The organism is Arthrobacter sp. 001422645 (assembly GCF_059816125.1).
This window is the reverse complement of record NZ_JCBANT010000006.1, coordinates 101,022-124,756: the sequence shown is the minus strand read 5'-3', so window position 1 is coordinate 124,756 and position 23,735 is coordinate 101,022. Positions and strand designations below refer to the sequence as shown.

At 68.4% G+C, this 23,735-nt stretch carries 22 protein-coding genes; 14 read left to right on the top strand and 8 right to left on the bottom strand.

Translation table 11 applies throughout. The annotated features are described in order from the left end of the window. The 12 genes from prcB to AC6EUH_RS08685 all read left to right on the top strand — a co-directional run bounded on the left by prcB (window position 1) and on the right by AC6EUH_RS08685 (window position 14,038). Window positions 1–831, top strand: a complete 831-nt coding sequence (gene prcB / locus AC6EUH_RS08740) for a proteasome subunit beta (RefSeq protein WP_056429422.1) — start codon at window positions 1–3, stop codon at window positions 829–831. 1 nt (window position 832) lies between these two features. Further along, a complete protein-coding gene (gene prcA / locus AC6EUH_RS08735; protein WP_056429423.1) occupies window positions 833–1,540 on the top strand; it encodes a proteasome subunit alpha in 708 nt (235 codons plus the stop codon). A gap of 1 nt (window position 1,541) precedes the next feature. Beyond that, window positions 1,542–2,906 (top strand): Pup--protein ligase, encoded by a 1,365-nt coding sequence (gene pafA, locus AC6EUH_RS08730; protein WP_056429425.1) that lies wholly within the window; start codon window positions 1,542–1,544, stop codon window positions 2,904–2,906. Between the two features lie 109 nt (window positions 2,907–3,015). Continuing rightward, complete coding sequence (locus AC6EUH_RS08725; RefSeq protein ID WP_056429427.1) at window positions 3,016–3,948, top strand: FKBP-type peptidyl-prolyl cis-trans isomerase; 933 nt, start codon at window positions 3,016–3,018, stop codon at window positions 3,946–3,948. Between the two features lie 42 nt (window positions 3,949–3,990). Beyond that, the gene (locus AC6EUH_RS08720; RefSeq protein ID WP_056429429.1) at window positions 3,991–4,386 is read left to right on the top strand and encodes an FKBP-type peptidyl-prolyl cis-trans isomerase; all 396 of its coding nucleotides are present in this window, start codon (window positions 3,991–3,993) and stop codon (window positions 4,384–4,386) included. Between the two features lie 175 nt (window positions 4,387–4,561). Beyond that, window positions 4,562–6,580 (top strand): helix-turn-helix transcriptional regulator, encoded by a 2,019-nt coding sequence (locus AC6EUH_RS08715; protein WP_499738381.1) that lies wholly within the window; start codon window positions 4,562–4,564, stop codon window positions 6,578–6,580. A 26-nt stretch (window positions 6,581–6,606) separates the two neighbouring features. Beyond that, complete coding sequence (locus tag AC6EUH_RS08710) at window positions 6,607–6,984, top strand: hypothetical protein (protein WP_499738380.1); 378 nt, start codon at window positions 6,607–6,609, stop codon at window positions 6,982–6,984. Window positions 6,985–7,025: 41 nt separating this feature from the next. Beyond that, complete coding sequence (gene tatA / locus AC6EUH_RS08705) at window positions 7,026–7,295, top strand: Sec-independent protein translocase subunit TatA (protein WP_056429436.1); 270 nt, start codon at window positions 7,026–7,028, stop codon at window positions 7,293–7,295. Window positions 7,296–7,343: 48 nt separating this feature from the next. Beyond that, a complete protein-coding gene (tatC, locus tag AC6EUH_RS08700) occupies window positions 7,344–8,138 on the top strand; it encodes a twin-arginine translocase subunit TatC (protein ID WP_499738414.1) in 795 nt (264 codons plus the stop codon). A gap of 24 nt (window positions 8,139–8,162) precedes the next feature. Then, complete coding sequence (locus AC6EUH_RS08695; RefSeq protein WP_499738379.1) at window positions 8,163–11,072, top strand: DEAD/DEAH box helicase; 2,910 nt, start codon at window positions 8,163–8,165, stop codon at window positions 11,070–11,072. A gap of 87 nt (window positions 11,073–11,159) precedes the next feature. Continuing rightward, the gene (locus tag AC6EUH_RS08690; protein WP_499738378.1) at window positions 11,160–12,818 is read left to right on the top strand and encodes an amidohydrolase; all 1,659 of its coding nucleotides are present in this window, start codon (window positions 11,160–11,162) and stop codon (window positions 12,816–12,818) included. A 440-nt stretch (window positions 12,819–13,258) separates the two neighbouring features. Continuing rightward, window positions 13,259–14,038 (top strand): polyprenol monophosphomannose synthase, encoded by a 780-nt coding sequence (locus AC6EUH_RS08685; RefSeq protein ID WP_499738377.1) that lies wholly within the window; start codon window positions 13,259–13,261, stop codon window positions 14,036–14,038. A gap of 86 nt (window positions 14,039–14,124) precedes the next feature. Here AC6EUH_RS08685 and AC6EUH_RS08680 read toward each other — a convergent pair whose 3' ends face one another. The 4 genes from AC6EUH_RS08680 to AC6EUH_RS08665 form a co-directional block, all read right to left on the bottom strand. Next, entirely contained in the window at window positions 14,125–14,472 is a 348-nt protein-coding gene (locus tag AC6EUH_RS08680; RefSeq protein ID WP_056429445.1) for an RNA polymerase-binding protein RbpA, read from the bottom strand. Window positions 14,473–14,789: 317 nt separating this feature from the next. Further along, a complete protein-coding gene (locus AC6EUH_RS08675; RefSeq protein WP_499738376.1) occupies window positions 14,790–15,803 on the bottom strand; it encodes an SPFH domain-containing protein in 1,014 nt (337 codons plus the stop codon). 97 nt (window positions 15,804–15,900) lie between these two features. Next, a complete protein-coding gene (locus AC6EUH_RS08670; protein WP_499738375.1) occupies window positions 15,901–16,362 on the bottom strand; it encodes an NfeD family protein in 462 nt (153 codons plus the stop codon). A gap of 145 nt (window positions 16,363–16,507) precedes the next feature. Continuing rightward, the gene (locus AC6EUH_RS08665) at window positions 16,508–17,383 is read right to left on the bottom strand and encodes a methyltransferase domain-containing protein (protein WP_499738374.1); all 876 of its coding nucleotides are present in this window, start codon (window positions 17,381–17,383) and stop codon (window positions 16,508–16,510) included. Window positions 17,384–17,528: 145 nt separating this feature from the next. Between AC6EUH_RS08665 and AC6EUH_RS08660 the strand changes: the two genes are divergently transcribed. Further along, window positions 17,529–19,619 carry a prolyl oligopeptidase family serine peptidase gene (locus AC6EUH_RS08660; RefSeq protein WP_499738373.1) on the top strand — a complete coding sequence of 697 codons (2,091 nt, stop codon included), beginning with the start codon at window positions 17,529–17,531 and terminating at the stop codon, window positions 19,617–19,619. A 58-nt stretch (window positions 19,620–19,677) separates the two neighbouring features. On the opposite strand, the gene AC6EUH_RS08655 is transcribed toward AC6EUH_RS08660, so the two are convergent. Further along, window positions 19,678–20,340, bottom strand: a complete 663-nt coding sequence (locus tag AC6EUH_RS08655) for a peptide deformylase (RefSeq protein ID WP_499738372.1) — start codon at window positions 20,338–20,340, stop codon at window positions 19,678–19,680. Window positions 20,341–20,349: 9 nt separating this feature from the next. After that, entirely contained in the window at window positions 20,350–21,333 is a 984-nt protein-coding gene (locus AC6EUH_RS08650) for a hypothetical protein (RefSeq protein WP_499738371.1), read from the bottom strand. A 71-nt stretch (window positions 21,334–21,404) separates the two neighbouring features. Between AC6EUH_RS08650 and AC6EUH_RS08645 the strand changes: the two genes are divergently transcribed. After that, window positions 21,405–21,809 (top strand): nuclear transport factor 2 family protein, encoded by a 405-nt coding sequence (locus AC6EUH_RS08645; protein ID WP_499738370.1) that lies wholly within the window; start codon window positions 21,405–21,407, stop codon window positions 21,807–21,809. Between the two features lie 96 nt (window positions 21,810–21,905). On the opposite strand, the gene AC6EUH_RS08640 is transcribed toward AC6EUH_RS08645, so the two are convergent. Beyond that, entirely contained in the window at window positions 21,906–23,039 is a 1,134-nt protein-coding gene (locus AC6EUH_RS08640) for an FAD-dependent oxidoreductase (protein WP_499738369.1), read from the bottom strand. Next, complete coding sequence (locus AC6EUH_RS08635) at window positions 23,032–23,730, bottom strand: class I SAM-dependent methyltransferase (protein WP_499738368.1); 699 nt, start codon at window positions 23,728–23,730, stop codon at window positions 23,032–23,034. Before AC6EUH_RS08635 ends, AC6EUH_RS08640 begins: the two co-directional genes overlap by 8 nt. Window positions 23,731–23,735: the final 5 nt, after the last annotated feature.

Below are 23,735 nucleotides of genomic sequence, written 5' to 3'. Positions count from 1 at the left end.
GTGCAGGAAACCACAGCCAACCAGGTAGCAGCCAACGCCACGTCCTCCTTCACTGAACATCTGCAGCGCCAACGCCCCGACTTGTTGCCGTTCGGCCAGCACCTTCCGGCGGGAGCCACGGCAGCGGGCACCGCCCAGCCGCTGCAGGCACCGCACGGGACCACCATTGTCGCGCTGAGCTACGCTGGCGGGGTCCTGATGGCGGGGGACCGGCGCGCCACCATGGGCAACGTCATCGCCAGCCGGCATATCGAGAAAGTCTTCCCGGCCGATCAGTACTCGGTGCTCGGCATCGCCGGGACCGCGGGCATCGCGCTGGACATCACCCGGCTGTTCCAGGTCGAACTCGAACACTACGAGAAGATCGAAGGCACGATCCTGAGCCTTGACGGCAAAGCCAACCGGCTCGGTGCCATGATCCGCAGCAACCTGCCGATGGCGATGCAGGGCCTCGCGGTAGTCCCACTCTTCGCAGGCTTCGACCGTCCCGCCGGCGTCGGACGGCTTTTCTCCTACGACGTGACCGGCGGCCGGTATGAGGAGCAGGAGCACCACACCGTCGGGTCGGGCTCCGTGTTCGCCCGCGGCGCGCTCAAGAAGCTCTGGCGGCCCAACCTCTCCGAGCAGGACGCCGTCGCCGTCGCCGTCGAGGCGCTGTACGACGCCGCCGACGACGATTCCGCCACGGGCGGACCGGACCCGGTCCGGCAGCTGTGGCCGGTGGTTTACCTCGTCAACCGATCAGGTGCCTTCCGGGTGCCGGAGCGTGAGCTCGCGGCAGTGGCCGGCACCATCATTGAATCCAGGGCCGTGGCCCAGCGGGAGGCCTGAGATGACCCAGCAGTTCTACGTATCGCCCGAACAACTGATGAAGGACCGCGCGGATTTCGCGCGGAAGGGCATCGCGCGCGGGCGCTCCGTGGTGGTCATCAGCTGCCGCGACGGGATCGCCCTCGTAGCCGAGAACCCGTCACCCTCGCTGCATAAGATCGGCGAGATCTACGACAAAATCGCGTTCGCCGCCGTGGGCAAGTACAACGAATTCGAGAGCCTCCGCCAGGCCGGAGTGCGCTACGCCGACGTGCGCGGCTACTCGTACGACCGGGAAGACGTGACGGCCAGGGGCCTCGCCAGCGTCTACGCGCAAAGCCTGGGGGCTGTGTTCACGGCGGAACAGAAGCCCTTCGAAGTGGAACTGGCCGTGGCCGAGGTGGGGTCCTCCCCGGCAGAGGACCACCTCTACCGGCTGACCTTCGACGGGTCGATTGCCGACGAGAACGGCTTCATCGTGATGGGCGGCCAGGCGGACAAGGTCTCCGAGGCCGTCGCAGCGGGCTGGCAGGGCGAACTCGACTTTGCCGGCGCCATCAAACTGGCCCTGGCCGGTCTCGTCGCGGACAAGGAAACCACCACGTTGCCGGCGTCGGCCGTGGAGGTGGCCGTCCTGGACCGCGGCTCGGAAAGCAGCCGCGGCACCCGCCGCGCCTTCCGCAGGCTTGAGGACGCAGACATCACGGCATTGCTGGCTGAGGAGAACTGAGATGGACAAGCGCATTTTCGGCATCGAGACCGAGTTCGGGATTTCCTATTCGAGCCCGGAGTCCCGTCCGCTGGCCCCCGAGGAGGTGGCCCGGTACCTCTTCCGCAAGGTGGTCAGCTGGGGGAGGTCCTCCAACGTGTTCCTGACCAACGGGTCCAGGCTGTACCTCGACGTCGGGTCCCACCCGGAGTATGCCACCGCGGAGTGTGACGACCTCGCCCAGCTGATCGCGCACGACCGGGCCGGGGAGCTGATCCTGGACGACCTCGTCGACGAAGCGCAGGAACGGCTCGCGGCGGAGGGCTTCAACGGCACCGTCTACCTGTTCAAGAACAACACTGACTCCGCCGGGAACTCCTACGGCAGCCATGAGAACTACCTCATCCCGCGGCGCGGGGAATTCTCCCGGCTCGCCGAGATCCTGATCCCGTTCCTCGTGACCCGGCAGCTCATTGCGGGCGCGGGCAAGATTCTCAAGACCCCCCACGGAGCCACCTTCGCGTTCTCCCAGCGGGCCGACCACATCTGGGAAGGCGTCTCCTCCGCCACTACGCGGTCCCGCCCGATCATCAACACGCGCGACGAGCCGCATGCCGACGCCGAGTTCTACCGGCGGCTGCACGTGATCGTTGGCGACTCCAACATGTCCGAGACCACGGCGCTGCTCAAGGTGGGGACCGTTGACCTGATCCTGCGGATGATCGAGGCAGGGGTCATCATGCGCGACATGCGGATGGAGAACCCCATCCGCAGCATCCGGGAAATCTCCCATGACCTCAGCGGACGCGCCTTGGTGCGGCTCGCCAACGGCCGGCAGCTCACCGCCCTGGAAATCCAGCGCGAATACCTGGGCAAGGTCACGGCCTTCGTCGCGGAGCAGGGCGCCCACAACGCCCACGTCCCGCTGATCCTGGACCTTTGGGAGCGCACGCTTGACGCGATCGAAAGCGGCGACACGAGCAAGATCGACACTGAAGTGGACTGGGCCATCAAGAAGAAGCTCATGGACAACTACCGCGCCCGGCATAACCTCGGCCTCGACGCGCCCCGGATCGCCCAGCTGGACCTGACCTACCACGACATCTCGCGCACCCGCGGACTCTACTACCTGCTGCAGTCCCGCGGGGCCGTGCGCCGCGTGGTGGACGACACCGCGGTCAAGGACGCGGTGGACGCCCCGCCGCAGACCACCCGGGCCAAGCTCCGCGGCGACTTTGTCCGCCGGGCGCAGGAACTCGGGCGCGACTACACCGTGGACTGGGTGCATTTGAAGCTCAACGACCGCGCCCACCAGACCCTGCTGTGCAAGGACCCGTTCCGCAGCGTCGACGAACGGGTGGATGCCCTGCTGAACTCTATGGGCTGATACCCAGCTTTCCGCGTTATTCTGGAGGGGTGCCGTTCGCGGCCACGCTTGCTTTGCCGCTGGCACATGCCCGGCGAGGCGTCCATCCTGCCCCGACGAAAGTTCTTAAGTGCGCCGACTATTAGCAATTCTTCTTCCCGGACTGCTGCTGCTGACCGCTTGCGGCGGCGGCGAACCAGCCGCCCCGGAACCCACCAGCCAGTCCGCCGGCGAGACCGCCAAGCTGGACTCCCTCAAGCTGACGGAGAACGGCGACAAGAAGGCTCCCGGTGTTGAATTCACCAAGCCCCTCGACGTCAAGGAACCCACCGTCAAGGTGGTCACCGAGGGTGACGGTGACCGGGTCAAGGCCAACCAGATCGCCGGAATTTCCATCGTCGCCCTGAGCGGCAAGGACGGCTCCACCCTGGAAGACACGTTCCCGGACGCGCCGCAGGATCTCGAACTCAACGAGGCGCTCAAGACCGAGAGCCCCGTCATCTACAACGCCTTCGTCGGCTCGAAGATCGGCTCCCACCTGGCCCTCGCGGTTCCCGGCCAGGCAGCGGCAGAGGGCGCCCAGGCGCAGCCCACGCAGCTCCTCGTCGTCAAGGTCATCTCCGCCAAGGACGCACCCAAGGTACTCGACAAGCCCGAGGGCGAGACCGTGACGCCGCCGGCAGGCCTGCCGACCGTCAAGGAAAACGACAAGGGCGTCCCGGAGATCTCCGTCAAGGGCGTAGCCGCCCCGAAGGCCCTCGTCTCCCAGGACCTCATCAAGGGCACCGGCCCGGAGGTCAAGGCCACCGACACCCTCACCGTGAACTACGTCGGTGTGGCACTGTCAAGCGGCAAGGTCTTCGACTCCAGCTTTGACCGCGGCGAGAAGACCTCCTTCCCGCTCACCGGCGTCATCAAGGGCTGGACCCAGGGCCTGACCGGCAAGACGGTCGGCTCCCGGGTCCTCCTGGTCATTCCCCAGGACCTTGCCTACGGCGCGAAGGGCCAGGGCGAGGCAAAGGGCGACCTCGTCTTCGTCGTCGACATCCTCGGCGTTAAGTAGCCACCACACCTCACCACTCAAGCCACGCTAGAAGGAGTAACCATGTCATTTGGACAGCGCAACCTCGACCGCCAGAAGCCGGAAATTGATTTCCCCGAAGGCGACGTGCCCACCGAGCTGGTCATCACCGACCTCATCGAGGGCGACGGCGCCGAAGCCAAGGCCGGCGACACCGTCTCCACCCACTACGTCGGCGTGGCCTGGTCCACCGGCGAAGAGTTCGACGCCTCCTGGGGCCGTGGCGCACCGCTCGACTTCCGGGTCGGCGTCGGCCAGGTCATCCAGGGCTGGGACCAGGGCCTGCTGGGCATGAAGGTCGGCGGCCGCCGCCGGCTGGAAATCCCGTCCGAGCTGGCCTACGGCTCCCGTGGCGCGGGCGGGGCAATCGGCCCCAACGAGGCCCTGATCTTCGTGGTCGACCTCGTCGCCGTCCGCTAGTCCCCACCCGCCCCCTATCCTCGCAGGCTCGGACAGGGAACCCGGCGGGCGTGGGCCCACCCAGCAGGCTGAACAAGCTGCTGACATGCGCAAGCGCGGTAACAATCGGAAAAGTTCTTCCGGCTGTTACCGCGCTTTTGTCAGTTTCGGGCAGGGACTTTAGTACCCTTGCGGGGTGTCAGCCTCACGTACAGAACGCCTCCTGAACCTGCTTATCGCCCTGCTCAACACCACCTACGGCCTGCGCCGCAGCGAGTTGCGGGACAAGGTCTACCACGACACCACCAGCACGGATGTCGCTTTCGGCCGGATGTTCGAACGCGACAAGGGCGAGTTGCGGCACTTCGGCTTCGACGTGGAGACCGTCACGGACAAGGGCTGGGGGTCCGATGACCCCGCAACCACCCGCTACCGCATCGGCAAGGAATCCAACCGGCTTCCGGACGTGAGCCTCACTCCGGCCGAATGCACCGTGCTGATCCTCGCGGCCCAACTGTGGGAGCACGCGGCGCTCGGGTCCGCGGCCGTCAATGCGGTCCGCAAACTGCAAGCCTCCGGGGGGCTCGTCGACGCCGAACTCCCCGCCGGGGTCCAGCCGCGGATCCGTCCCGCCGGCCAGGCCTTCGAGGACCTTGTGGCGGCCATGCATGCGCAGCACCCCGTCACTTTCTCCTACCTCGCCGGGAGCACCGGCAAGGAAGAGGAGCGGCTGGTGGAACCGTGGGGCCTCGGCAGCCGCTTCGGCCAGTGGTACCTCGTGGCCCGGGACAGGAACCGCGGGGACAAGCGCTTCTTCCGCCTCTCCCGCCTCACGTCCGCCGTGACCGTCCTGGAGAAGGAGAGCTTCACCCCGCTGGCGGACTTCAACATGCGTGCCGAGCTGGCCGGGCTGGCGGAGCTGCCCATCCGGACCGCCGTCGTCGACGTCCAGTCCGGCAGGCTGCACGGGCTCCGCACACGCGCCCTTCCCGACCCCGTCCCGGAAGCGGGCGCCGGGCTGCCCGAAGCCGGCCGCGACCGCCTCAGCGTGCCGTACCGCGACGCCGAGACCCTCGCCGAGGAACTCGCCTCCTACGGTCCCCGGGTCCGCGTGGTGTCCCCGCCTGAGCTCCTCACCTCCGTGCGCCGCCGCCTGGCGGCCGCCGCTGCCTTCGCCTCCGCACCCGTCCCGCCGGTCGCCTTCCCTGCGGGCTCCTCGCAGCCGGTATTCCCTGCCGGGGCAGCGCCCCGGCGCGGCCGCAAACGCACCTCAGAGGACCAGCTGGCCCGGATGCTGCAGCTGGTACCGTTCCTGGTCCACAACCAGGGCCTCCACATCAGCGAAGTGGCGGCAAAATTCGGAATCACCCGCCAGGAGCTGGAAGCGGACCTGCGGATCCTGATCTGTTCCGGCCTGCCCGAGGGCTACCCGGACGACCTGCTGGACATCCAGTGGGACGACGACCATGTCACCATCACCGAGGATCTCGACCTAAAGCGGCCGGTCCGCTTCACGGTCGAGGAGGCCTGCGCCCTGCTGACCGGGCTGGAAACCCTCAACGGCCTCCCGGAACTGGCAGAAGGAGGCGCGCTGGAATCCGTCACGCTCAAGCTCATGGCGGCGGCGGGGGAGGAGGGGCTCAAGGCTGCGGCCCTTTCTGCCCCGGAGGTGGGGCCCGGCAACTCCGCGGCCCTGGAAACCGCGCGGGAAGCCATCCGGACCGGCACCCGGCTGCGGCTGCGCTACTTCTCGCCCCTCCGGGATTCCGTTTCCGAACGGGACATTGACCCGCTGCGGCTCTATTCGCTGGACAACACGTGGTACCTCGAGGCCTACTGCCATTCCGCGCAGGGCCTGCGCAACTTCCGGCTGGACCGGATCGAGGCCCTGGAATCCACGGGACTGCCCGTCTCGGACTCGGCCAAGCCCGGTGACAGTTTCCCCGTCAAACTCTTCACCCCCAACGACGACGACGCGGTGGTAGTGGTCGAACTCACCCGGCGCGGAGCGGGCCTCGCCGATGACTACTACGCGGAGCGGACGGCCGCGCTGCCGGACGGCGGTCTGCTGGCCGAAATCCGCTTCGGCAACACCGACTGGCTGCCCATGTTCGTCGCCCAGCACGGCGGGGCGGCGCGGATCCTGCACCCCGAAGAACTGGCGGAGGCCTCCCGCGAGTGGCTGTCCGCTGCCCTCGCCCAATACGAAGACTAGCCGGGACGGCGGCTAGACTACTCAGCATGCCTTGGTGGTCCTGGATCGTGATCTGGATAGCGCTCGTCGCGCTGTCGCTGTTGTTCTTCGTTGTGCTCGGAGCCCGGCTGTTCCGGCAGTTCATGGCTACGGTCAAGGAACTCGAGGCAGCGGGGGAGCGGTTCTCCGCCTTCCCCTCTGCACCCGGTCACGCCGACACCCCGGGAACCGGGACTGACGGATCTGCAGAGGGCAGCGTTTCACTGCCGGAACCCGGTTCCGCCGTTTTCGCCTCGCCGGTCCAGATGGGGCATGATTATCGCGCATCCAAGCACGCCCGTCAGGACGCCCGCCGCCAGCGGCGCATCCAGCGCAAGGCGGACCGCGGCCAGCCCCAGCGGCTGCGCGACATCGAATTCAGATAGACATAGACGTAGGATGTATTTCAACGAAAGGACCTCTTGTCATGAGGCTTGAAGGCTGGCATCTCATCATCATCATCGTTCTGGCATTGGTGCTTTTCGCTGCACCGAAGCTGCCCGGCATGGCCCGGAGCCTTGGCCAGTCGATGCGCATTTTCAAGTCTGAGGTCCGGGAAATGAAGAAGGACGGCGCCGCGGACGCCACTGACGGTTCCGAGCCGGTCGAAGGCAGGGTCGTGAACCACCCGAAGTCCGCCGGCACGGAAAACCGCGCAGGCGATGGAACCGACGTTCCGCCGCCGAACCGCGCCTAACACCGCGTGGCAGTAACCATGAGCCGCCGGTCGAACCCCGAGGGGAGGATGGCGCTCCTCGACCACCTGAAGGAACTGCGGAACCGCCTCTTCAGGTCCGCGATCGCCGTCGTCCTCGGTACCGTCGTCGGATTCCTCGTCTACCAGCCGATGCTTGAGGCCCTGATCAAGCCCATCAGCGACCTCAACGAACACGAGGGCCGGCAGGCGACGCTGAACTTCGACGGTGTGGCGAGCTCCTTCGACCTGATGATCCAGGTCTCCGTCTTCCTGGGCCTGATCATCGCCAGCCCGGTCTGGCTGTATCAGCTGTGGGCCTTCATCGTCCCCGGCCTGCACAAAAAAGAACGGCGCCTAGCGCTGTCCTTCGTGGCTGCCGCCGTCCCGTTGTTTGTGGGCGGAGTCCTGCTGGCCTGGCTGGTACTTCCGAACGCCGTCCGGGTGCTGACCGACTTCACCCCCTCCGGCGGCTCCAACTTCATCAGCGCCCAGGTGTACCTGTCCTTTGTCCTGCGGCTCCTGCTGGCCTTCGGTATCGCGTTCCTCCTGCCGGTGGTCCTCGTGGGGCTCAACCTCGCCGGCATCGTCAAAGGCAAGCAGCTCGTCAAGAGCTGGCGCATCACCGTCTTCCTGGTCTGCCTCTTCGCGGCCATGGCCGCCCCCGGAGCCGACGCGATGAGCATGTTCTACCTCGCCGGCCCCATGCTGCTTCTCTTCTTCGCCGCCATCGGCCTGTGTTTGCTCAACGACCGCCGCCGCGAACGGCGCGCCGTCAAACGCGCCGCCGAGACCGAAGCGACCGCAGGCCAGGCGACTCCCAGCTCCGAGCTGGAGAATCTGTAGCCCGCGGCGCACTAGGCTGGAACCATGTCCTCCATACCCGGGCCGGAATCGCCGTCTGAACGCTACCGAGCCAGTGCCGAGCGGGCCGCAGAAGCCAAAACCTATCTGGGCGGCTTCATCCGTTCGCTCGCCTTCGAACTCGACGACTTCCAGCGCGAGGCCTGCCTGTCGTTGCAGGCCGGCCGGGGTGTCCTGGTGGCCGCCCCCACGGGTGCCGGCAAGACGATCGTGGGGGAGTTCGCCATCTACCTCGCCCTCCAGCGCGGCCTCAAGGCGTTCTACACCACCCCCATCAAGGCCCTGAGCAACCAGAAGTACTCCGAACTGGCGGACAAGTACGGTGCCGACCGGGTGGGGCTCCTGACCGGCGATACCAGCATCAACGGGGACGCCCCGGTGGTGGTGATGACCACTGAGGTGCTCCGCAACATGCTCTACGCCGATTCCAGCACGCTGGCCGACCTCGGCTTTGTGGTCATGGATGAGGTCCACTACCTGGCGGACCGGTTCCGCGGCGCCGTCTGGGAAGAGGTCATCATCCATCTGCCCAGCGAGGTGCAGGTGGCCTCGCTCAGCGCCACCGTCTCCAACGCCGAGGAATTCGGTGCCTGGCTGGACACGGTGCGCGGCCAGACCGACGTCATCGTGTCCGAGCACCGGCCGGTGCCGCTCTGGCAGCACGTGATGGTGGGCCGGAAGATCGTGGACCTCTTCGCCGGCGACACCACCTTCGACGAAATCGCACCCGCCGCCGGGACCGGGGCGGCCGCCACCACGTCCGCGGCCGTGTCCGCCACCGTGGAGACGGCGGACCTCAGCGACCGGCCCGGCTTCGAGGTCAATCCTGAACTGCTGTCGATGGCACGCGCCGAGAGCCAGATGAACTTCCGCGGGCGGTTCGGGCACGGCGGCCGCAACCAGCGGCGGCAGCGGAACCAGCGCGACGACGCCCAGCCGGCCGGCCAGCGCAGCCCGGTCCGGAAGGCCAGCCGCCCGCAGGTCATTTCCAGCCTCGACCGGCAGGACCTGCTGCCGGCCATCACCTTCATCTTCTCCCGCGCGGGCTGCGACGCCGCTGTGGCGCAGTGCGTCGCCGCCGGGCTGTGGCTGACCACCGAGCAGGAACAGCTCATCATTGCCCGGCGCGTCGACGAGGCCGCGCAGGACATTCCCTCCGACGACCTGGACGTCCTGGGCTTCTGGAGCTGGCGCGACGGGCTGCTCCGCGGACTGGCCGCCCACCACGCCGGCATGCTGCCCACCTTCAAGGAAGTCGTCGAGAAACTCTTCGTGGACGGGCTGGTCAAGGCCGTGTTCGCGACCGAGACCCTGGCGCTCGGCGTCAACATGCCCGCGCGCTCCGTCGTGCTGGAGAAGCTCGATAAGTTCAACGGCGAGGCCCACGTCAACATCACTGCGGGGGAGTACACCCAGCTGACCGGCCGCGCCGGACGGCGGGGGATCGACGTCGAGGGCCACGCGGTGGTCCTGTGGCAGCCCGGCACGGATCCGGCCTCGGTTGCCGGCCTCGCCTCGCGGCGCACCTACCCGCTCAATTCCAGTTTCCGGCCCACGTACAACATGTCCATCAACCTGCTGGCACAGTTCGGCCGGCCCCGGGCCCGGGAGATCCTCGAATCCTCCTTCGCCCAGTTCCAGGCCGACCGCTCCGTCGTCGGGCTGGCGAAGCAGGTGCGCAGCCGCGAGGAGTCCCTGGCCGGCTTCAGCAAGGCCATGACGTGCCACCTCGGCGACTTCACCGAGTACTCCCGGATCCGGCGGGCGCTCTCGGACACCGAGAAGAACGCCTCCAAGACCAGTTCCCGGGCCCGGAAGTCCGTCACCGAGGACTCCCTGAGCCGGCTGCTCCCCGGCGACGTTGTGGATGTCCCCACCGGGCGGGCGCCCGGGCTCGCCGTGGTCCTCAGCTCGGACCACCACTCCCGCGAACCGCGGCCCGCGGTCATGACCATGGACAACCAGCTGCGGCGGATCGGCACGCAGGACGTCGAGGGCCCTCTGGCCCCGATCACCAGGGTCCGGATCCCGAAATCCTTCAACGCCAAGGTGCCCAAGTCGCGGCGGGACCTGGCGTCCTCGGTCCGCAACGCCCTCCGGGAGAACCGGCCGCCCGCCCCGCCGAGCCGGAACGACGACTTCGGCCGCGCCGCGGCGCTCCCGGACCAGGAGCGGAAAATCACGGAACTGCGCCGGGAGCTCCGCGCGCACCCGTGCCATGGCTGCAGCGAACGTGAGGACCACGCGCGCTGGTCGGAGCGGTACTGGAAGCTCCGCCAGGAAACCGACGGCCTGGTCCGCCAGATCCAGGGGCGCACCAACACCATCGCCAAAACCTTCGACCGGGTGTGCGGCGTGTTGTCCAGCTACGGCTACCTGGAAACCTCCGACGCCGGTGTGCTCACCATCAGTCCCGACGGGCAGCGGCTGCGCCGAATCTACGGCGAGAAGGACCTGCTGATATCCCAGTCCCTGCGGCTGGGCGCCTTCAACGACCTCGACGCCGCCGAGGTCGCCGCGCTGGCCAGCGTCCTGGTCTACCAGGCCAAGCGCGAGGAGCGCGGGCTCCGGCCAAAGATGCCGAGCGTCTCCCTGGAGTCCGCCGTCGACGTTGTGGTGCATGAATGGTCCGCTCTGGAGGACATCGAGGAAGCGAACAAGCTCCCCTTGACCGGGGAACCCGAACTGGGCCTGGTCTGGCCGATTTTCAAGTGGGCCAAGGGCAGGCACCTGCAGGACGTCCTCAGCGGGACGGACCTGGCCGCAGGCGACTTCGTCCGTTGGGTGAAGCAGGTCATCGACCTGCTGGACCAGCTGGCGAAAATCCCGTCCCTGGACCCGCGGGTCGCGCGGCTCTGCGGGGAAGCGATCAAACTCATCAAACGCGGCGTCGTCGCGTATTCCTCTGTGGCCTGACCACCGCGGCCGTTCCTCCGGCCGCCCCCACGTCGTCGAACACGCCCGGCCCGCACGGGCCGCCAGTTATCAAGGAGTCCCCGACCCATGACCGAGTCACCGGCCACCCCCGCACCGCGCAAGCTGACGATGTACCGCAACGGTTCCGTCTACACCGCCGCAGATCCCTTTGCGACGGCGATGCTGGTCGACGGCGACACGGTAGCCTGGGTCGGCTCCGAGCAGGCAGCAACCTCGATCGCAGATTCGGCCATGGAGGTCATTGACCTCCACGGCGCCCTGCTGGCACCCGGTTTCGTCGATTCCCACGTCCATCTCACGGAAACGGGCATCGCCCTGGACTCGCTGCAGCTCGGTGGTGTCCGCTCCGCCCGGGAACTGCTCGACGCCGTCGCCGATTTCTCCGGCTCCGCGTCCAGCGCGGACAGTGCTGTACTGGGCCATGGCTGGGATGAGACGCAGTGGGCGGACCCCGCCCTGCCCTCCCGCGAAGAACTCGAACGCGCCGCCGGCGGGCGGACCGTCTACCTCTCCCGCGTTGACGTGCACTCCGCGCTTGTGTCGTCCACGCTGGCGGCGGCCGCCGGCCTCGACGGGCTGGACGGCTCCGGCTCCGGCGGCCAGGTCAAGCGCGCCGCGCACACGGCCGCCCGGCTGGAGGCACGCAGGCTGCCCGCCGCGGCGCTCCGCGGCTACCAGCAGCTGGCCCTCGCCGAGGCGGCCGCGAACGGCTACGTGGCCCTGGCGGAAATGGCGGCCCCGCACATCGGCAGCATCGAGGACTTGCAGCTTGCCGCCGGATGGAACGCCGGGCCGGACGCCGTTCCGGAGATCCTGCCCTACTGGGGCCAGCTGGCCGACTCGGCCGAGCATGCCCGGTCCATCCTCGACGGACTGGGCGTGCCGGTGCTCGGGCTGGCCGGGGACCTGAACATTGACGGCTCCATCGGGTCGCGGACCGCGGCGCTGCGCGCGGACTACAGCGATGCACCGGGGGAGCGCGGCAACCTGTACCTCTCCGCCGCCGAGGCGGCGGCCCACCTCGCGGCCTGCTCGCTGCTGGGGGTCCAGGCCGGGTTCCACGTTATCGGGGACGCAGGACTCGACGCCGCCCTGGAGGCACTGGATCTGGCCGCCGCGGAAGTCGGCGAACAAAAAGTCCGGGCCGCGGGCCACCGCCTCGAACACGTCGAACTCGCCGATGCGGAATCCATCAGCCGGCTTGCCAAATACTCCGTGACGGTCAGCGCACAGCCCGGCTTCGATGCAGCCTGGGGCGGAGACGACGGTCTCTACGGGCAGCGTCTCGGACTCCGGCGGCACGGGATGAACCCCTTTGCCTCCTTCTACGCCGCCGGCGTGCCGGTCTGCTTCGGCAGTGACAGCCCGGTTACTCCGTTGCGGCCCTGGGCCAGTGTGCGGGCCTGTCTGCAGCACAACAACCCTGCCGAGCAGATCTCCGCCCGCGCCGCCTTCCTCGGACACACCCGGGCCGGCTGGCGGGCAGCCCGGTACCGGAACCCGATGGCCGGCCAGCTGGTACCCGGCGCTCCGGCCAGTTTCACAGTGTGGGAGGTCGAGGAACTGATGGTCCAGGTGGCGGACGGCAGGGTCCAGTCCTGGAGCACGGATCCCCGCGCGCGGACGCCGCTGCTGCCGGCGCTGGACACCGGCTCCGAACCGGTCTGCCTGCAGACCGTGAGGGACGGCCTGGAATTGTACTCCGCCGGCTCGCTCCGGAGCTGACGCCCGGCCCTGGACCAATGGGCCGGCACCGAAACTTGAGCCGCCACAATGCGCCCCTGACCTGCGGCGATGGATGAAGCGGCAGGTCACAGAGCGGTTGACAGATCTGGGCGTGCCCGTAGCATTGAGGGGCAACGGAGGGTTGTGCAGGCCGCAGCCTCCGGACGTCCCCCGGTCAGTTCCAGGTTGCCGCCCGCGCGGTAGCTTCCTTGGTCGTGGCCATGGGTATTCCCAGGGGGCGGGTCCACTTCGCAGCAGAAAACGGTTCGGCGGCGTGTTTCGCGTCCCGCCGGTACTGGCCCGAAGCGGGTGGACCTGCCCCGGAAACCGGCTTCGGCCTGCGCGGGCCCGGCGACTCCCTATAATGGAAAGTTGCGCCGTGTGTCCGCTCTCCGCAGACCGCCCGGCGCTTGACCGCTCCCTTCAAGGAAAGGCCCGCTGTGCGTGTCCTCACCATCATCCCGACCTACAACGAGCTGGAATCGTTGCCCAAGACGCTCGGGCGCCTCCGCACGGCCGTGCCAGGCTCCGACGTCCTGGTTGTCGACGACAACAGCCCTGACGGTACCGGGCAGCTGGCGGACCGCTTCGCCGCTGAGGACAGCCAGGTCCATGTCCTGCACCGCGCCGGCAAGGCCGGCCTCGGGGCAGCCTACATCGCCGGGTTCAAATGGGGCCTGGACGCCGGATACGACGTCCTTGTCGAAATGGACGCCGACGGCTCGCACCAGCCGGAGCAGCTTCCCCAGCTGCTCGAAGCCGTGGAGCAGGGCGCCGACCTCGCGATGGGCTCCCGCTGGGTCCCGGGCGGCAGCGTCGTCAACTGGCCGCTGTACCGGCAGGCGATCTCGCGGGTGGGCAGCACTTACGCGCGGATCATGCTGGGCGTGAAGATCAAGGACGTCACCGGCGGTTTCCGTGCGTTCCGCCGGAGCACGCTGGAGAAACTGAACCTGGACACTGTCGACTCGGTCGGGTACGGCTTCCAGGTGGACCTGGCCTGGCGCGTCGCCAGGCTCGGGCTGACAATCGTCGAACGCCCCATCACCTTCGTCGAGCGTGAGCTGGGCGCCTCGAAGATGAGCGGGAATATTGTGGTCGAGGCCATGATCAATGTGACCAAGTGGGGCCTGACGGCGCGCTGGAACACGCTCACGGGGAAACTTCCCCGCAAGGTCACCGACAGGCTCACGGGCAAGTCCTCCAGCAACAAAGCCTAGGCGCTGCCGGCATAGACCAAGGGCCGGGCCCGCGCCGTCTCTCATGACGGTGCGGGCCCGGCCCTTTTGGCTGGTGCGCGGTCTGCCTAGGCTGAGCGGCGTTCGCCGCGCCGTTCGCGCAGGATCGTGAGGCGGTCCTCGAGGATCTGCTCGAGTTCAGGCAACGAGCGGCGTTCCAAGAGCATGTCCCAGTGCGTGCGGACTGCCTTCTCGTTGAGGTTTACGGGGCGTTCGCCGTCGACGAGCAGGGCTTCCTTGCCTGTCTTCGATACCCAGACCGGGGGGATTTCCGCTTCGGAAGAGAAGGTCACGAACACCTGTTCGCCGTCCTCGCAACGGTACTCAACACGCTGGCGCGGAGCCGGTTCGACACCGGATTCGGTTTCCATGCTCTGTGCGCCAAGGCGCATACCCCGCAGGCTGCGATCGCTCATCTTTTCTCCCTCTATTCGGTTCGCAGGGTCATGCCCTGCGTTCGCCGGGGGCCGCGAGGCCGCACCGGACTGCTGTTTGCATTGCGCTGAATCACCGGATATCACCGGATTTCACAGAACCCGCACGTGAAAAGTCGTCACAGGATTCAACGCTTAGAAAAGCTAAATTGTTCCGCCGGAGTGAACCAGCCGGACAAATACTCAACTATACGGGTAACGGACACCCCCGGTAAAGCCTGCGCCCCGGTGCCGGCCGTTCCTGGCAGCAGAACGGGGAGGCACCCGCCATGCGGATGCCTCCCCGTTTCTGCAGGCTCCTAGGCCTCCGGTGTGGCCGGGATGCCTGCGGCGCCGGTGGCGGATCCTGCTGCCGGTGCCGGCGAAGCCGCCCGGGCCGGCGCGGGTTCCGCTGCGGCGTCGGAGTCCGGGCCGAACAGGCTGTCGTTGGGCTGGCCGTCCTTGCTGCCGCCCAGCGCACTGCCGATGCCCTTGAGGGCTTCTCCGACTTCGCTGGGAATGATCCACAGCTTGTTTGCCGAGCCCTCGGCGATTTTCGGGAGGGTCTGCAGGTACTGGTAGGCCAGGAGCTTCTGGTCCGGGTTGCCCTTGTGGATGGCGTCGAACACCTTCTGGATGGCTTGCGCCTCGCCGTCGGCGCGGAGGATCGCCGCCTTCGCGTCGCCCTCGGCTTTCAGGATCGATGACTGGCGCTGGCCCTCGGCGGTGAGGATGGCGGACTGCTTGGTGCCTTCCGCGGTCAGGATGGCGGCGCGGCGGTCCCGTTCGGCGCGCATCTGCTTTTCCATGGAGTCCTGGATGGAGTGGGGCGGATCGATCGCCTTGAGCTCCACCCTGGAGACACGGATTCCCCAGCGGCCGGTTGCTTCGTCCAGTACGCCGCGGAGCTGCCCGTTGATCTGGTCGCGCGAGGTCAGGGCCTCTTCGAGGTTCAGGCCGCCGACGACGTTGCGCAGCGTCGTGGTGGTCAGCTGCTCCACCGCCTGGATGTAGTTGGCGATTTCGTACGTGGCCGCACGCGCGTCGGTGACCTGGAAGTAGACCACCGTGTCGATCGAGACGACCAGGTTGTCCTCGGTGATCACGGGCTGCGGCGGGAAGGAGACCACCTGCTCACGCAGGTCAAGCAGCGGCAGCAACCGGTCCACGAACGGGATCAGGATCGTGAGGCCGGGGTTCAGCGTGCGCTGGTACTTGCCCAGCCGTTCGACGACGCCGGCCCGGGCCTGCGGGACAATCCGCACCGACCGGACCAGCACGATTATTACGAACGCAACGAGAACCAGCAGCACGATTGCGACTGCGATATCCATACATCACCTATTCCCCAGATTTGGTCTTGCTATGGTGTGCGGCGGTGTGCCGCCGCATGCCCGGCGCCGGTGTCGACCGCCGGAATACTTGTGGAAGCTATTGAGTAGCGGTTTCCGGCTGCGGCGCGACCACCGCTGTGGCGCCGTCGATCGCGCTGACAATCGCATGCTGGCCGGGTGCCAGGACTCCGGTCTCCGAGCGGGCGCTCCAGACGTCGCCGCCGATCTTGACCAGGCCTCCGCTGGCACTGACCGGCTCCATCACCAGGGCCGATTCGCCGATCAGGCGTTCGACATTACTCCGGCGGTCGGCCGGACCCTTGTGGAGGTGTTTGAGGGCGACGGGCCGCACGAACCCGATCATCAGCAGGGAAACCACGCAGAAAGCCACGATCTGCAGGCCAAGGTCGGCCCCGGCCAAGGAGGCGACCAGCCCGGCGAGGGCTCCTCCGCCAAGCATGATGAAGAACAGGTCCAAGGTGATCATTTCCACCACGGCAAACACGAGGAAGACCGTGAGCCACAGTGCCCACCAGTTTTCGGGTAGCCATTCAAACATCGTTTTCCCCCTTCGTCCCGGGGGCTGCAGGCGCAGACCCTCGGTAACTGTCTTTCCATACTAAGCCGAACGGCATCGCTAGCGGAGGGCAGCGGAAATCAGGTGGAGAACGTGGCCAAGTCGTTACCTCCGGGTATGCCGGGCGTCAGTGGCGGGGCTCGAAAACGTTGATCCGGAACCGGGCGGACACTGCCGTGAGCGGGGGGAGCCCGGCCGCAAGGGACGCCAGGGCTCCGCGGTCCAGGTGATGCCCGGCCGGACCCATCAGGGCCAGCCGGGCGACGTCGTCCGGGGACAGCGAGAGGGGGACGTCCAAGTGGTCGGCGGAGAGCGCCGCGAAGTGTCCTTCGAGCGAGGCGGCCAGCCGTTCGTCCTTCGCCGGGTCGATGCCGAGCATGCCGGTCTGTCCGGCCACCTCCGCGAGGTGGCCCTGCCGCGGCGTCACGACGACGAGCCTGCCGCCCGGGCGCAGCACGCGGGCGAACTCGGGGGCGTTGCGCGGAGCAAACACGACGGTGATGACATCGACAGCGTGATCGGCCAGCGGGAGCGGCTGCCACACATCTCCGACGACGTTGACAGCGTCCGGGTTCAGCCGGGCGGCCCGGCGGAGCGCGAACTTTGAAATATCCAGGCCGATGGCCCCGGCGCGTATCCCGTCGTGCGCCAGCCGGTCCAGCAGGGCCCGGAGGTAGTGACCGGTCCCGGTTCCGGCGTCCAGGACCGTCCCCGGGCTTCGCGCAGCGTTGCCGGCGAGGGCCGCCGCCGCCCGTTCCGCCACAGCATCGGCGAGGGGGCGGTAGTGGCCGGCGGAGAGGAAGTCGAAGCGTGCCGCCACCATGTCGGCGGTGTCCGCCTCGAAAACGGTGCCTTTGCCGACGAGGAAGTTGAAGTATCCCTGCTTGGCCGCGTCGAAGCTGTGCCCGGCCGGGCACGCAAGGGAACGGCCGGCGGCGTCGCTGAATCCCAGGGGGTCACGGCAGACCGGGCACAGCAAGGACGTGGCGGATTCGGCGGGCATACTGTCCATCCTAGGGCGGTGGCGTCTTGGCCGGGCCGTCACAGCGGAGCTGACCTGCGGCTTCCCGCGGCCGCGCCGCCACGGGTCCGGACCCGCCGACGTGAGCTATTTCACTACCGGGAAAACTGCGGCTAGGCTCGCTCACGTGAAATCCGAACATCTGCCGCTGCTCAAGTCCGTCTCCGCCCCCGCCGTGCATCCGGACGGCGGCCGCGCCGTTGTGTCGGTGCTGCGGCCCGACTTCGACGCCGACGCTTACGTCGGCCAGTTGTGGACGGTGCCGCTGGACTCCCCACCGAACCCCGGCCGCGCCCCGCGCCGCCTGACCCGCGGATTCCGCGACACCGCCCCGGACTTCTCGCCGGACGGCCGCGTGCTGGCGTTCCTGCGGGCCGCCGACGGCGGCAAACCCCAGCTTCACATCGTGGAGGCCGACGGCGGCGAGCCGCAGCCAGTCACCGACGCGCCGCTGGGCGTGTCGGCCTTCGCATGGTCCCCCGATTCCCGGCGCATCGTCTACGGCGCCCGGGTGCCGGACGAAGGCCGCTACGGCAGCACCGACGGGATCTCCGCCGGCGGCGAGGACGCCCGGCTGGTCACTGATTACCAGTACCGGATGAACGGCGTGGGGTACACCGCGGACAAACCGGTTCAGCTGTTCCTCGTGGAGGTTCCGGATCCCGGGGCCGAACCCAAGGTGGCACCCAAGGGCCGCGCGTTGAAGGCCGCCGCCGCAGGAACACCCGGCCGCGGCACCGCCGTCGGAACCGCCGACAAAGCCGCCGGGCTGCTACCGGTCGCGCAGCAGCTGACCACCGCCGCCACCGACCACAACGGCGCATCCTTCGGCGCCGACGGACAAACCATCTACTTCACGGCCGCCCTGCATGAAGGCAGCGATGCCGATCTCGCCACCGGCATCTACCGCATCACGGTCGGCGAGGGCGTCGGGGGAGCGGAGCCCGAGGCCGTCGCCCCGGCCAACACGGGCCGGCAGTCCGTCCACGCCGTCCGCCAGTCGGAGGACGGGCAGTGGATCTTCTTCCTCGCCCAGGACATCGGCGAATCGGGCCAGGACTTCGTGGCGCGCAACACGGCGCTCTACGTGATGCCGTCCGGCGGCGGGGACGCCACACGCCTCAGCGACGTCGAGACCATGGACCTCAGCTGCAACGGCAGGATCGAACTGCGCGGGCCCGATTCCGCGCTGCTGTTGAACAACGCCCGTGGCACGGTGGAGCTGCACGAGTTCCGGGCCTCGGGGAACCACCAAGCGCTGATCCAAGGCGATCGTGCCGTCACCGGCGTCGCAGCCCGCGACGGATCGCTCGTGGTCAGTTTCGCCGACGCGGCGACTGCCGGGGACGTGGCGGTGCTTGACGGCGGGCAGCTCCGCGTCCTGACGGATTTCTCCGCACAGCTCCGCTCGGACGCCGGAATCGTTGAGCCGCTCGAGCTGACATTCCCCTCCTCCGACGGCTACCCCGTCCACGGCTGGCTGGTGAGGCCGCCGGGCCAGGGACCACACCCGGTCCTGCTGAACATCCACGGCGGCCCGTTTGCCCAGTTCACCGGGGCCCTGTTCGACGAAGCCCAGGTCTATGCCGCGGCTGGCTACGCCGTCCTGATGTGCAACCCGCGGGGCTCGGCCGGCTACGGCCAGGCGCACGGGCGGGCCATCAAGGAGAAAATGGGCACCCTTGACATGCAGGACGCCCTGGCCTTCCTCGACGGGGCGCTCGGCAAATTCGAGGACCTCGACGAGGGTTCGCTCGGCATTATGGGAGGCTCCTACGGCGGCTACCTCACCGCCTGGACCATCAGCCACGACCACCGCTTCAAGGCCGCCATCGTGGAACGCGGCTTCCTGGATCCCGTGAGCTTCACCGGTTCCTCCGACATTGGCTGGTTCTTCGGCGCGGAATACACCGGCCGAACCGCCGAGCAGATGGCCGCGCAAAGCCCGATGGCCCGGGTGGAACAGGTCCGCACACCGGCCCTGGTCATCCACAGCGAAGAGGACCTCCGGTGCCCGGTGGAGCAGGGCCAGCGGTATTTCACCGCGCTCAAACAGCTGGGCGTGGAGGCCGCGTTCCTGGTCTTCCCGGGGGAGAACCACGAACTCTCCCGCTCCGGGACGCCGCACCACCGCAAGCAGCGCTTCGACCACATCCTGCAGTGGTGGGCCCGTTACCTTCCGACGGCGGAAAACCCGTCGCCTGTGGCCCGGCCCTGAGCCGACACGCAGCGCAGACGGCGCGGCGGGCGGCACCTGCCCGGGACCATCCGGCGGATCAGGCGCCCGGCAGGAACCCGAGTTCCTGCCGGGCGAGGCTGATATCGGGCTGGGACCAGCGTGCGGAGTACTCGGCATTGCTGCTGATGGACCGCAGCTCGGCCCGGTCCAGGTACAGGATGCCGTGCAGGTGGTCTGTTTCGTGCTGGACAATCCGCGCCTGCCAGCCTCTGAACTCCCGCTGCTGGGCACTTCCGTCCGGGGCGGTGAAGTCGAGCCGCACCGCTTCGGGCCGGACTACGGCGGCCTGCAGTCCGTTCAGGGACAGGCATCCTTCGTAGAACGCCACCGCGGAACCGCCCAGCGGCGCGAAGGAAGGGTTGAGCATAGCGAAGAACGGCAGCGGCTCCCGTCCGCGGACGGCGGCGACCTCGGGATCGACTTCGAACTGGTCCTCCAGGACCGCGATCTGCAACGGAATGCCGAGCTGTGGTGCCGCCAGCCCGACGCCGGGTGCCTTGTGCATGACGCTGCGCATGAGGTCGAGCAGCTGGCCGAGTTCGGCGTCGTTCAGCTGGCCGGTGAAGGGCGCTGCGAGCTGCCGGAGCACCGGATGTCCCGCCTGGACAATGGTGGGGAGCACCCCGGCGGTCAGGACCTGCTGGACGGTTTCATGGATTTGGGCGGCGCTGTAGTCAGTCGGCTTGGCGTCAGGAGACATGCCAACAGACTACTGGCGTCCGCAAGCCGTTGAAACAAAGTCGTGGATGCGTCCGCGCAGCATCGCACCGGCGTCGATCTTCACCACACCGTCGCGTCCGCCGGCGGACACCCTGAGCGGCAGCAGGGTGCCCACCTTGTCGTCCGCTATGGCGTGGGGATCGCAGCGTGCGGGCCGGATCCCCAGCCGGAAGTGCTGGATGGCCCCGCCGGCGTGGACCGCGACGGAGCGCGGCCAGGGCGCAACCGGATCTTCGTCAATCAGGGTGGTCCCGTCGATCCGGTGGAGGATCAGGGCTCCCGATGGACCGGGAAGTGGGGAACCAGGGGTGCTCCGCGGGGTGATGGCGAGTCCGAGCACGGCATGTTGTCCGTCGGCCGAGACTTCCAGTTCCGGTTCCAGCCGGATCCCGGCGACGGCGGAGACCGCCAGGGCGAGGCATATTTCCGCGTTGTTCCGGCTCAGCACGCCATAGGGATCGGTGGCGGGCACCGTCGCTGCGGGCCCGGTTGTCTTGGCTTCGGCCAGCTGCAGCGCCACTGTGGCTCCCTCGTTCGATCCGGTCCGGGGAGGTCCGCAGTCGGGGGAGCTCAATGGTGCAGGCAGGATCTTCGTCTGGCCGGGGGGAAGTTCGATCCCCCCGGGTGTCGCCGGCCATTCGATGGTGCCGGAGAACAGCGGGCTGGATGCACGTGCGCCGAGCACGGTCACGGGGCGGGCGGTGGTGTTTGTCAGCTGGATGGCGATGATCCGGCGGCTGTAGTTGTCGCGCAGCTGGTTGATCTCGGCGGTGACCGGCACGTCTGTTCCCGGCGAACCGGCCGCTGCCGTGGGCGCCGTGGGAGGTTCGCTGGGAACGGACATGCCCGCGCTGCAGGACACCGTCGCGGCGATGGCCACCGCGGCAGCCGCAGCGCTGAACGACCGGAAGAATCCGGTTCCGCCGGCCGGACGTCGGAGCGGGGGGACTCGGCGTTGGGGGTCACAGCCCATGGGGTCAGTGTATTCCCGGCGCGGGGCCGCGTGTCCGGCACCGGGCGGGCGTTTTCGGTTAGTCTCGAGCAATGACGCCACCAACCCCCTTGGAATGTGTCCTCGGCCTGTTGCATGCTCTTGAAAACGGCGGCGGGGCGAAGGACATCGCCCCCTTCCTGGCCGCGGACTACATCCTGCGCGAGGCGCCCCACCTGCTGGCCCCGGCCGGAGCGACGCGTAACCGCGACGAGGCCCTCGCTGGGGCGGCTGCGGCCCATGACGTGATCTCGGGGCAGCGCTTCGCCGTGCGGCGCACGACGTGTGAAGGCCCACGTGTGGTGGTGGAAGCCGAGTGGACGGCCACCGTGCTGATGGACCTGCCGCACTGGGACGCCGGAGAGATCATCCGCGCCCGGATCGCGTCCGTCTTTGAGGTCGTGGACGGGCGGGTCGTAAGCCAGGACAGCTACGACTGCTACTTCACGCCTGCCTAGCCGACGGGCCCGGGCCCGTCAGTGAGTGGGCCTGTCACTGCGTGGGCCTGTCACTGCGTGGGTCTGTCACTGCGTGGGGCGTTATCGCAGGGCTGTTTATCGCATGGTGAAGCGGCGGGCCACAAATCCGTTGACGGCGTGTACCGAAGCCGCCGCCGCTAGCGCCCGGTTCCGTACCGACCATGGTCCGGCCGGCAGGGGCCGCCCCAGCGCCATGTTGATTTCGGATTGCCGGGCAGCCCGGGCGGCCGCAGCCCTGCGGCCGCGTTCGAAGGTCCGGAGTGCCGTCCCCACGTGCGCCCCGTGCAGCGACGCGAGCACCACCGGGGCCAGGGCGGCGGCGTCGAGCCAGCCCAGGTTCATGCCCTGGCCTCCGATGGGGCTGATCTCGTGGGCAGCGTCCCCGATCAGGACCGTGCGCCCGGTGATCATCCGGCCGGCCAGCCGCGAGCGGACGCCGAAGCTGCTCAGCATGCTGTTGCTCGCGTGGTCGACGTCGATCCCGGTCCGTTCCCGGATCTGTTGTCCGAGCCAGCGGGCGTCTCCGCCAGTGCCTGACGCGGCGAGGCGGAGCACCCAGCGGCGTAAGTTCCCCGGCAGCGGAAAGGACTCCACGATCCCCTCGGATTCGAGGAAGAGGGCCGCGTCGGGACCGTACCCGGTGGTGTCGGCGAAGTCTCCCATCAGGTAGCGGTCCGGATAGTCCTTCGCGCGGACCGGAACGCCGAGTTGCGGGCGGATGGTGGAGCGGACTCCGTCGGCGGCAACGGCGAAGGCCGCCGCGTACCGGACCTCCCCGCCTCCCGCCATGGCGTCCACGGTGATCTGGCAGCCGTCGTCGTTCAGTTTCGTGACGCGGACACCACGGTGCAGGGCCGAGGGGTCAAGCTGCCGGACACGGTCTTCCAGGATGGCCGCCGTCCGGGCCTGCGGCAGGGACAGGACAAACGGAAAACTGTCGGAGACGCCCGCAAAGGACATCTCCGCGAGCGTCCTGCCACCGCCGACGGCGAGGCCGCGCCTGATAGGGACCCCCTCGCCCACGAGGGCGGGCGACACGCCGATCCCTTGGAGCGCGTCCAGCGACGGGGGGTGGATGCCGATCGCCCGGGAGTGCGGTTCGGCGTCGGTCCGCTGTTCCAGGATCCGGACACTCACACCCTGTTGGAGCAGCAGCGCTGCCATGAACAGCCCCACCGGCCCGCCGCCGATCACCAGGACATCAACCACGGGCGGCCTTGTCGAGGGTCAGCAGGTTGCGGAACGGGGCGCGCCGGAAGACCTTCCAGCCCGGAGGAGCGGCGGCCTGGAGCTCGGCGTCGGTGTAACTGCGGCGGATGGAGGTGAGACCGTCCTGCCTGATGTAGGAGCCCCTGAAGGGCAGGGCGCCGGCGAAGAAGAGGGCGTAGGCGGCCGGGCTGCGCCGGAGGTCGTTGTGGATGACCCTACCGTGGCAGAGCCCCGCCGATTCGGCCAGGAACACCGGAAGCTCGTCCTCCGCCAGGTGGTGGAGCACATGGTTGGACACCACCAGGTCAAAGCTCTGGCCCTCGCCGGCCAGGTCGGCCGCCGTCGCCTGCCGGAAGCTCACGCCCGAGCCCTGGTGCCGTTCCGCGGCGAAGCGGCTGGCGCGCGGATCGGGATCGATCGCTGTGACCTCCAGCGGGAGCCGGTCCCGGGCCGCCCAGCGGGAGAGCATCACCGGCACGTCGCCGCCCCCGCAGCCGATGTCCAGCAGGGTGGCCGGCGCGCCCTGGCGGAGGCGGGGCCTGAGCTGGCTGACGTAGATGCCGCGCCAGCCGGAGACGGCCCGGTTGATCAGGGCAAACTGGGCATAGGTGCGGTCCAGCTTGTCCGGGTCGCAGCCGGGCAGGTCCATTTCCTCGACGGCGTGGGACGCACGTTCCCGCAGCAGTGCCACCGGCT

What these genes read in the sequence shown, in the direction of transcription:
- AC6EUH_RS08690 (WP_499738378.1), top strand. Translation starts at nt 11,160, where the DNA reads ATGACCGAGTCACCGGCCACCCCCGCACCGCGCAAGCTGACGATGTAC.
- AC6EUH_RS08650 (WP_499738371.1), bottom strand. Translation starts at nt 21,333, where the DNA reads ATGGGCTGTGACCCCCAACGCCGAGTCCCCCCGCTCCGACGTCCGGCC.
- prcA (WP_056429423.1), top strand. Translation starts at nt 833, where the DNA reads ATGACCCAGCAGTTCTACGTATCGCCCGAACAACTGATGAAGGACCGC.
- tatC (WP_499738414.1), top strand. Translation starts at nt 7,344, where the DNA reads ATGGCGCTCCTCGACCACCTGAAGGAACTGCGGAACCGCCTCTTCAGG.
- AC6EUH_RS08670 (WP_499738375.1), bottom strand. Translation starts at nt 16,362, where the DNA reads ATGTTTGAATGGCTACCCGAAAACTGGTGGGCACTGTGGCTCACGGTC.
- AC6EUH_RS08675 (WP_499738376.1), bottom strand. Translation starts at nt 15,803, where the DNA reads ATGGATATCGCAGTCGCAATCGTGCTGCTGGTTCTCGTTGCGTTCGTA.
- AC6EUH_RS08695 (WP_499738379.1), top strand. Translation starts at nt 8,163, where the DNA reads ATGTCCTCCATACCCGGGCCGGAATCGCCGTCTGAACGCTACCGAGCC.
- AC6EUH_RS08645 (WP_499738370.1), top strand. Translation starts at nt 21,405, where the DNA reads ATGACGCCACCAACCCCCTTGGAATGTGTCCTCGGCCTGTTGCATGCT.
- AC6EUH_RS08665 (WP_499738374.1), bottom strand. Translation starts at nt 17,383, where the DNA reads ATGCCCGCCGAATCCGCCACGTCCTTGCTGTGCCCGGTCTGCCGTGAC.
- tatA (WP_056429436.1), top strand. Translation starts at nt 7,026, where the DNA reads ATGAGGCTTGAAGGCTGGCATCTCATCATCATCATCGTTCTGGCATTG.
- pafA (WP_056429425.1), top strand. Translation starts at nt 1,542, where the DNA reads ATGGACAAGCGCATTTTCGGCATCGAGACCGAGTTCGGGATTTCCTAT.
- AC6EUH_RS08710 (WP_499738380.1), top strand. Translation starts at nt 6,607, where the DNA reads ATGCCTTGGTGGTCCTGGATCGTGATCTGGATAGCGCTCGTCGCGCTG.
- AC6EUH_RS08655 (WP_499738372.1), bottom strand. Translation starts at nt 20,340, where the DNA reads ATGTCTCCTGACGCCAAGCCGACTGACTACAGCGCCGCCCAAATCCAT.
- AC6EUH_RS08720 (WP_056429429.1), top strand. Translation starts at nt 3,991, where the DNA reads ATGTCATTTGGACAGCGCAACCTCGACCGCCAGAAGCCGGAAATTGAT.
- AC6EUH_RS08680 (WP_056429445.1), bottom strand. Translation starts at nt 14,472, where the DNA reads ATGAGCGATCGCAGCCTGCGGGGTATGCGCCTTGGCGCACAGAGCATG.